Below are 7,491 nucleotides of genomic sequence, written 5' to 3' on the forward strand. Positions count from 1 at the left end.
GCCATAACACTATCGTGGCGCAAATGATCGAGCGTCCGAGCCAAGGGGGATCGGATGCAATTTCCAGTCACTTCCAGCGTTAACAGGCGTATTTTGTTTGACGTGGTCCAGCCGCTTTTGCGCCGCCGCTCAGCATTGACTGGAACGCTTCTCCTGTTGTCCTCCGCCTTCCTGCTCACGGCCTGCATCGTTACCGCTGACCAGTCGGTCGAAGCCGACCCCAGGGATCCGCGCCCCCAGGATATTGCCGACAAGATCCGCGCACTCGACCTTCAACCGCGGCAGCCTGCCGACACGGGAGCAAGCGGGATCGGCCAGGCGAAAGCGTCGAAACCCGCGATCTATCTGGGCGATGGTTCAACGCCGCAAGGCGGCGCGCTGGCCGAACGCGAAGATGGCGGCGGTAGCGGTTACGATCTCAATTTCGAGAACGCCCCCGTGGCGACCGTCGCAAAGGTCATCCTTGGCGACGTCCTCAATGTCGGCTACACGATCGATCCTCGCGTGCAGGGAACCGTAACACTTGCCTCGGTGCGTCCGATCCAGAAGGCTGATGCGATCTACGTTCTGGAGAATGCGCTGCGCATGTCTGGCGTGGCGCTGGTGCACGACCGCACCGGCTATCGCCTGTTGCCGGCGCCGGAGGCCGGCCCGGGCGGGCTCGACCGTTCGGCGAGCACCGAGGCCGGCCAGGGCATCACGGTCGTGCCGCTGCGCTACACTTCGGCGCAAAACATCTTCAAGCTGCTCGACGCCTTCGGCGTGAAGGCATCGACCATGCGCCCCGACAATTCCCGCAACACCCTGATCGTCAGCGGCAGCGGAACGGATCGCGCGACCGCAGTCGATACGATTCTGTCATTCGACGCCGACTGGATGCGAGGTCAGTCGGTTGGCATCTTCCCGGTGCGCAATTCCTCGCCGGAGCCCGTTATCGCCGAGATCGAGAAGATCATGGATTCCGGCGAAGGAGGCATGAGCCAGAATGTGATCAAGCTCCAGCCGATCTCGCGGCTCAGCTCGATCCTCGTCGTGTCTCAGAAGCCGGAATATCTGAGGCGCGCGCAGACCTGGATTGCACGGCTCGACCGCTCCGACACCGACGGCGTGAACCTGAAATCCTATCCGCTGCGCTACGGCAATTCCAAGCTGGTCGTGGCGATGCTGGACGAGATGCTGTTCGGCCAGAGCGCGACGAGTGGCTCGACGCTCGACAATGCCTCGAGCCAGGTCGCGCCAGGGGCCGGCATCGCGACGTCGTCCTCCGGTCCGGTCGCGGCGCTGAGCGCCCTGCCGACCGCCGCGGCAGGTGCTGCGACGCCGGTCACGGGACCGGCGGGCTCGGCATTCAGCGCCCGCCTCACTCCCGCCGCGGCAATGCCGGCCCAGGACAATAGCCTCACTGGACCCTCCGGCAGCGGTGCAAAGCCCGGCGTCAACGGCATCCTGCAGAACGTGCGCATCACCGCCGACGTCACCAACAATGCCGTTCTCGTCTATGCCAATCAGGACGCGCAGCGCATCGTCGAGCAGACCATCCGCCAGATCGACCGGCCGCAGCGCCAGATCGCGATCGAGGCGACGATCGCCGAGGTGACGCTGAACGACCAGCTGAATTACGGCGTGCAATACTTCCTGGCGAGCAAGAAGGGCTCGATCTCCAACACCATCTCCGGCGTCAGCAATGCCGCGACTGTTGGCAGTGGCGCCGTGGAAACAGCATCCAGCGCCGTCAATGCTGCCTCCGGCGCGCTGCTCGGTCGCGTGCTGCCGGGCTTCAACTTCCTGGTCGGCGCGGAGAACTCGCCGCGCGTCATTCTCGACGCGCTGCACGGCGTCACCAACGTCAAGGTGCTGTCGAACCCGTCGCTGGTGGTGCTGGACAACCAGCCGGCGACCTTGCAGGTCGGCGACCAGGTGCCGTTCTCGACCGGCACCGCGACCGTGTTGACCGCCAACAACACTGTGGTCAACACCATCGACTACAAGAACACCGGCATCATCCTGCGCGTGCTGCCGCGCGCCAATGCCAACGGCAATGTCGTGCTCGACATCGAGCAGGAGATCTCGAGCGTGGCCCCCGGCAGCGCCAACTCGCTGACGCCGACGATCTCGCAGCGCCGGGTCAAGAGCTCGATCGCGGTGACCAGCGGCCAGACCGTGCTGCTCGCCGGCCTGATCAGCGAGACCGAGAACAGGCAGCGCCAGGGAATTCCAGTTCTCGACTCCATTCCCGGCATGGGCGATGCCTTCTCGCACCAGACCAACGCGCGCGCACGCACCGAGTTGATCCTGTTCATCCGTCCGACCGTGATCAAGGACAGTGTCGATGCGCACGTCATCGCCGAGGAGATGCGCAGCAAGATGAACGGCCGTCTGGTTGGAATCAGCAATCCGGTGGTCACCGTCAGCCCGCCCAAGGCCGCGCGCTGACGAGGTGACCGGGGAAGATGCGCATGACAGGATACGCGCTCCGCTGGCGCTCAGCTTCGCGGTGCTCATCGGCGTATTCTCGAGCCTCGTCACGGCGCCGGCCGCGGAAGGCCTCTATGGTGCCTTCCTGGCCGCTCTGATGCTCGCCATCGCGGCGAACGATGCCCGCCACTATCTGATCCCGAACGAGCTGACCGCCGCCGCCTTCGCGCTCGCCCTGCTCCGCGGCGCCGCCGTCGTGCCCGATGCAGGCGTCCGGGCACTGCTCTGGCCGGTCGTGCGCGCCGTAGCCGTGGCGCTTCCGCTGCTGCTCCTGATGCTGGCCTATCGGCACTGGCGCGGCCGCGACGGGCTCGGGCTGGGCGACGTCAAGCTCGCCGCCGTCTGCGGGGCCTGGCTCGATCTTGCGACTGCGGCCGCGGTGATCGAGCTTGCGGCGCTGCTGGCGATCGGCGCTTATGTCGCCGCCGCCGTGCTGCAAAGGAAAGCGCTCCGCGGGACCGCATTCCTGCCGTTCGGACTGTTCCTGGCACCGTCGATCTGGATCGGCTGGCTGGGCGAAACCTGGTATCTGAACTGGTTCGGCGGCTGGCCCGGCTAAGACCCAATGCGATCAGGACGAATCCTGATGGAGGCGCAACGCGCCGGCCCTGACCTCCTACTGTGCATGGGGTTGTTTTCGACTTTTTCGCCGAACCGATCGGCGCTGGGGTCAACGCTCCCGGCTCGGCGCCCATTCCAGTGCCCGCAGGCGCGCCTCTGCGATCTCGCCACGCGTCATCTTGGTGGTGACGGCGTCGCGGATCCGGACCCGGGCTTCGCGCAGACGCGGCGGCGAGGCCGCGGCCGAGAGGTTCAGCCATTTCGAGGCTTCGACGATGTCCTGCGGTACGCCAAAGCCGCGATCGTAGAGCAGCCCCAGCGAATATTGCGCGCGGGCATCGCCCTGCTCTGCCGCTCGGCGGTACCACATCGCGGCTTCCGTGTAGTTCTGCGGCACGCCGCGGCCGGTCTCGAACAGGAAGCCGAGATAGGACTGCGCCGCAGCGTTTCCGCGCTCGGCGAGCGGAATGAAGACGCGGGACGCCGCCACGTAGTCCTGCCGCTGAAAGGCCGCCATGCCCTGGCCGAGGGACTGGGCGTGGACGGGGATCGCGGGCAGGAGCACAAGCACCGCGATAGCCCACCCGACCCGCCGCAAAAGCCCGGCCGGGCCCCGAAACTCGAGATCGCATCTGCTGAAGGACGTCATGCCGTTCCTTTCCCACACGCGCACAACACTAGTCTGGCGATGTGACGGAATCCAGAGCGCCGGCTTCGATGCAGACGGGGCCGGCGCGTGAGCATCACCGCGGTCGTGAGACAACCTTCAGCCAGGCAGAGGCTCGTTCGACGAGATCTTCTCAAGTCGGCGCAATGCTGCCAGTCGATGCTTGCCGCATGATCTTTCGGCACTATGGTAGACCCGCAATCTGTTCCCGGAGCCAACCACGATGCCGTTTCCTCACGCTTCCGAAGCCCTGTCGCGCTTCACCGTGCTCGATCTGACCCGCGTCCGCTCCGGGCCCACCTGCGTGCGGCAACTCGCGGATTGGGGTGCGACCGTCATCAAGATCGACGCGCTGACCGAGGATTCCGGCGGCGAGCAGCCGGGCGGACCGCGGCGGGGCTCCGACTTCCAGAATTTGCACCGCAACAAGCGGGCGATCGCCTTGAACCTGAAGGACGCGCGCGGGCTCGCGGTGTTCAAACGGCTTGCCGCCAAGGCCGACGTCGTGGTCGAGAATTTCCGCCCCGACGTGAAGAAGAAGCTCGGCATCGACTATGAGAGCCTCTGCGCGATCAACCCGCGCATCGTCTATGGCAGCATTTCCGGCTTCGGCCAGGACGGCCCCTATCACAAGCGGCCGGGTTTCGATCAGATCGCGCAGGGCATGGGCGGGCTGATGTCGATCACCGGCGCGCCGGGTCAAGGCCCGATGCGGGTCGGCATCCCGGTCGCCGATCTCGCCGCCGGCCTGTTCTGCGCCATGGGCGTTCTCACCGCGCTGCTCGAGCGTGAAGTTTCTGGCAAGGGCCAGTGGGTGCAGACCTCGTTGCTTCAGGCCCAGATCTTCATGCTCGACTTCCAGGCCGCGCGCTGGCTGATGGAAAAGGAAGTCGCCAGGCAGGCCGGTAACAACCACCCGACCAGCATCCCCACGGGCGTGTTCAAGACCTCGGACGGCTATATCAACATCGCCACGACAGGAGGGCGGATCTGGGAGCGCTGCGCGCAGGCTGTCGGCGCCCCCGAACTCGTCACCAATCCCGACTACGCCACGGCACCGGCGCGCTCGAAGAACCGCGACGCCCTCAACGCCGAAATCGAGAAGCGCACGGTGACGAGGTCGACTGACACCTGGGTCAGAGAGCTCAACGAGGCCGGCGTGCCCTGCGGGCCGATCTATGCCATCGACCAGATGTTCGAGGACGCGCAGGTCAAGCATCTCGGCATCGCGCAGGACGTCCCCAACGAAGAGGGCCGCCACATCCGCCTGGTCGGCCAGCCCGTGACGCTATCACGCACGCCGAGCAGGATGGTGGCGCGACCGCCGGACTTCGGCGAGCAGACCGACGAGGTGCTGAAGGAGTTCGGCTTCAGTACCGACGAGATCACGAAGCTCCGCGACGCCAAGGTAGTGTGAGTGCCGCGCTTGACATCGCCAGAGGAAGCCCGGTCTTCGCGCCGGGCTTTTGACCTGACGAGCTGTGTCGTCGCTCGGGTAACCAATCACCAAGCCGCGCCGCTGAGTGCGATCGCGGGCGCCCTAGTTGAGGCGAGGGGCCCCGCCTACCGCGATGTCGTTCTGGACCGCTGCATCCAGCCGATGCGCCCCAGCAACCCGTCGATGACTGGCCAGCACAGCAGCACGATCGCCAACGTCGTGATCGAGCCGACCAGACCATTCGACCAGAACACCTTGAGGTCGCCGCCGGAGCCGATCATCGACAGGCGGAAGGCGTCCTCGGCGCGGTTGCCCAGTACGAGGGCCAGCGTGAACGGCGCCAAGGGAATCCCGATCTTCTTGAAGACGTAGCCGACGACGCCGAAGCCCAGCATCAACCAGATGTCGAACATCGCGTTCTGGATCGCATAGGCGCCGATCGCGCAGGACACCACGATCATCGGCGCGACGGCCGCGAACGGCACGCGCAGGATCGAGGCGAAAATCGGCACCGTCGTCAGCACCAGCACGAGACCGACGACGTTGCCGAGATACATCGAGGCGATCAGGCCCCAGACGAAATCCTTGTGCTCGACGAACAGCAGCGGGCCGGGATTGAGGCCCCACACCATCAGGCCGCCGAGCAGGATCGCGGCGGTACCAGAGCCGGGAATGCCGAGCGCCAGCATCGGCAGCAGCGCCGAAGTGCCGGAAGCATGCGCCGCCGTCTCAGGCGCGAACACGCCTTCGATCCGGCCTTTGCCAAAGCTCGCGGGATCCTTGGCGAAGCGCTTGGCGAGATTGTACCCCATGAAGGACGCGGCGATCGCCCCGCCCGGGGTGATGCCGAGCCAGCAACCGATGAAGGAGGAGCGCAGCAAGGTCACCCAGTATTTCGGCAGATCCCTCCACACGCCCAATACCACGCGCAACGAGATGCTCGCGGCGTGGCCGCGCAGCGCCAGCCGCTCCTCCATCGTCAGCAGGATTTCACTGATTCCGAACAAGCCGATGACCGCGACGAGGAAGTTGATGCCGCGCAGGAGCTCGGCGGAGCCGAAGGTCATGCGCAGCTGGCCCGACACCGTGTCCATGCCGATTCCGGCGAGCAGAAGCCCGAGCGACATCGAGATGACCGTCTTGTGCTTGGCCTCCCGCCCGAGGCCGACGAAGGAGCAGAAGGTGAGCAGATACACCGCAAAGAACTCGGGCGGCCCAAATTTCAGCGCAAAGGATGAGATCATCGGCGCGAGGAAGGTAATGAGCAGCACCGCGACCAGCGAGCCGATGAAGGATGACGTGAACGCCGCGGTCAGCGCCTCGGCCGCCCGGCCCTGCTGCGCCATCGGATAGCCGTCGAAGGTGGTTGCGACCGACCAGGCTTCGCCGGGGATGTTGAACAGAATCGAGGTGATGGCGCCGCCGAACAGCGCGCCCCAATAGATGCAGGACAGCATCACGATGGCCGAGGTGGGATCCATCGTGAAGGTGAGTGGCAGGAGGATCGCAACGCCGTTGGGGCCGCCGAGCCCAGGCAGCACGCCGACGAAGATGCCGAGCACCAGCCCGACCATCATCAGCACCAGCGTCTTCCACGTCAGCAGGACGGCGAAGCCGTGAAGCAGGAGACCAAAAGCTTCCATCGCAGACCCCGCCTAGTACCCGAAGGCCGCTTCAAGCGGTCCCTTCGGCATGATGACGTCGAACGCGATATCGAAGGTGACGAACATGACCGCCGTGAATAGAAGAGCGGTGAGCAGCGACTTCCACAGTGCGATCTTGCCGATGGCCCGCATGAACCCCGCGATCAGGAGGAAGCTCGCCACATAGAGGCCGAGGAACTGCGTCACCAGGCAGAACAGCAGCGTCGGCACGAACACCGCCATCACACGACGCCCCTGCGCGCGCGTGACGAAGGTTTCGCTTGCCCCACGACGCGCGACGACAGCTGCGATCAAGCCATAGAGACTGCCGCCGCCAAGGACGAGGGAGAGATAGAACGGGAAATAGCCGGGCTCCGGCCCGGTCGAATCCCAGGAGGCACCGGTACGCCAATTATCGTAGCCGAGGATTGCAGCGAGCGCGAGCAGCAGCAGGCAGGCGATGATTTCGACCGTGCTGGTGCTCGTGATTGAGGGAGAGTCGTCTTCAGGCGCAGTGGGATCGTCGACGACAATTTCAAGATCGGTTTGGGACATGCCTATGCCAGAAACGCTGCGGCCGATTCTCCCTCTCCCCGCTTGCGGGGGGAGGGTTGGGGTGAGCGACTATCTCTGTTGTCAAGTTGCATTAGCGTAGGTGGTACGCGCATCGCGAGCTTTGGCGTTGAGGCGAACGAGAAGCTTTCGGG

At 65.2% G+C, this 7,491-nt stretch carries 6 protein-coding genes; 3 read left to right on the forward strand and 3 right to left on the reverse strand.

Annotation, left to right across the window (positions count from 1 at the left end; translation table 11 throughout):
• Nucleotides 1-54 precede the first annotated feature (54 nt).
• Together gspD and XH88_RS07640 are read left to right on the forward strand one after the other, a co-directional pair.
• Nucleotides 55-2,433, forward strand: a complete 2,379-nt coding sequence (gene gspD, locus XH88_RS07635) for a type II secretion system secretin GspD (RefSeq protein WP_271614800.1) — start codon at nt 55-57, stop codon at nt 2,431-2,433.
• Nucleotides 2,434-2,437: 4 nt separating this feature from the next.
• The gene (locus XH88_RS07640) at nt 2,438-3,034 is read left to right on the forward strand and encodes a prepilin peptidase (protein WP_271614801.1); all 597 of its coding nucleotides are present in this window, start codon (nt 2,438-2,440) and stop codon (nt 3,032-3,034) included.
• 111 nt (nt 3,035-3,145) lie between these two features.
• On the opposite strand, the gene XH88_RS07645 is transcribed toward XH88_RS07640, so the two are convergent.
• On the reverse strand, nt 3,146-3,685 hold the full coding sequence (locus XH88_RS07645) for a tetratricopeptide repeat protein (RefSeq protein WP_271614802.1): 540 nt from the start codon (nt 3,683-3,685) through the stop codon (nt 3,146-3,148).
• Nucleotides 3,686-3,926: 241 nt separating this feature from the next.
• On the opposite strand from XH88_RS07645, the gene XH88_RS07650 reads away from it, so the two are divergent.
• Nucleotides 3,927-5,120 (forward strand): CaiB/BaiF CoA transferase family protein, encoded by a 1,194-nt coding sequence (locus XH88_RS07650; RefSeq protein WP_271614803.1) that lies wholly within the window; start codon nt 3,927-3,929, stop codon nt 5,118-5,120.
• A 146-nt stretch (nt 5,121-5,266) separates the two neighbouring features.
• On the opposite strand, the gene XH88_RS07655 is transcribed toward XH88_RS07650, so the two are convergent.
• Nucleotides 5,267-6,784: a tripartite tricarboxylate transporter permease gene (locus XH88_RS07655; protein ID WP_271614804.1), complete on the reverse strand. Its 1,518-nt coding sequence runs from the start codon at nt 6,782-6,784 to the stop codon at nt 5,267-5,269.
• A 12-nt stretch (nt 6,785-6,796) separates the two neighbouring features.
• Nucleotides 6,797-7,339, reverse strand: coding sequence for a tripartite tricarboxylate transporter TctB family protein (locus tag XH88_RS07660; RefSeq protein WP_271614805.1), 543 nt, complete (start codon nt 7,337-7,339; stop codon nt 6,797-6,799).
• Between the last annotated feature and the right edge of the window lie 152 nt (nt 7,340-7,491).

Origin of the sequence: Bradyrhizobium sp. CCBAU 51627 (assembly GCF_028128765.1) — a bacterium.
Lineage (GTDB): Bacteria > Pseudomonadota > Alphaproteobacteria > Rhizobiales > Xanthobacteraceae > Bradyrhizobium.

What these genes read in the sequence shown, in the direction of transcription:
- gspD (WP_271614800.1), top strand. Translation starts at nt 55, where the DNA reads ATGCAATTTCCAGTCACTTCCAGCGTTAACAGGCGTATTTTGTTTGAC.
- XH88_RS07645 (WP_271614802.1), bottom strand. Translation starts at nt 3,685, where the DNA reads ATGACGTCCTTCAGCAGATGCGATCTCGAGTTTCGGGGCCCGGCCGGG.
- XH88_RS07650 (WP_271614803.1), top strand. Translation starts at nt 3,927, where the DNA reads ATGCCGTTTCCTCACGCTTCCGAAGCCCTGTCGCGCTTCACCGTGCTC.
- XH88_RS07655 (WP_271614804.1), bottom strand. Translation starts at nt 6,784, where the DNA reads ATGGAAGCTTTTGGTCTCCTGCTTCACGGCTTCGCCGTCCTGCTGACG.
- XH88_RS07660 (WP_271614805.1), bottom strand. Translation starts at nt 7,339, where the DNA reads ATGTCCCAAACCGATCTTGAAATTGTCGTCGACGATCCCACTGCGCCT.